Origin of the sequence: Dietzia massiliensis (assembly GCF_018390595.1) — a bacterium.
GTDB classification, from domain to species: Bacteria; Actinomycetota; Actinomycetes; order Mycobacteriales; family Mycobacteriaceae; genus Dietzia; species Dietzia massiliensis.
On sequence record NZ_JAHBAV010000209.1, the window covers coordinates 1 to 439 of the forward strand.

The 439-nt window shown below is 64.2% G+C and carries 1 protein-coding gene; it reads left to right on the forward strand.

The window, feature by feature from the left end; all coding sequences use genetic code 11:
* A partial coding sequence (locus KHA85_RS20295) for a Phenylacetic acid catabolic protein (protein WP_213186681.1) occupies positions 1-385 on the forward strand: 385 nt, incomplete at its 5' end.
* Positions 386-439 lie beyond the last annotated feature (54 nt).

The window sequence follows — 439 nt, forward strand, 5'->3', positions numbered from 1 at the left end:
GGACGCCATCGATCGCTTCTGGTGGCCGGTGCTGATGATGTTCGGCCCGAGCGACGCCGACTCCCCCCACAGCGCCCAGAGCATGGCGTGGAAGATCAAACGCCACAGCAACGATGAGCTGCGGCAGAAATTCGTCGACAACACCGTACCGCAGCTTGAAGCGCTGGACATGACGGCGCCGGATCCGGAGCTGCGCTGGGACGCCGCCGCGGGCCACTATCGTTTCGGCGAAATCGACTGGAGCGAGCTGCATGAGGTGATCAAAGGGCGCGGCCAATGCAACCACGAACGCCTGCAGGCCAAACGCCGCGCCTGGGAAGACGGTGCCTGGGTGCGCGACGGCGCCATGGCCCACGCCGCGAAAAACGCCGCCTCCGCCGCATAGCCAACATAAGGAACCGAGATCATGAGCCACGTTGAATGGCCGCTGTATGAAGTG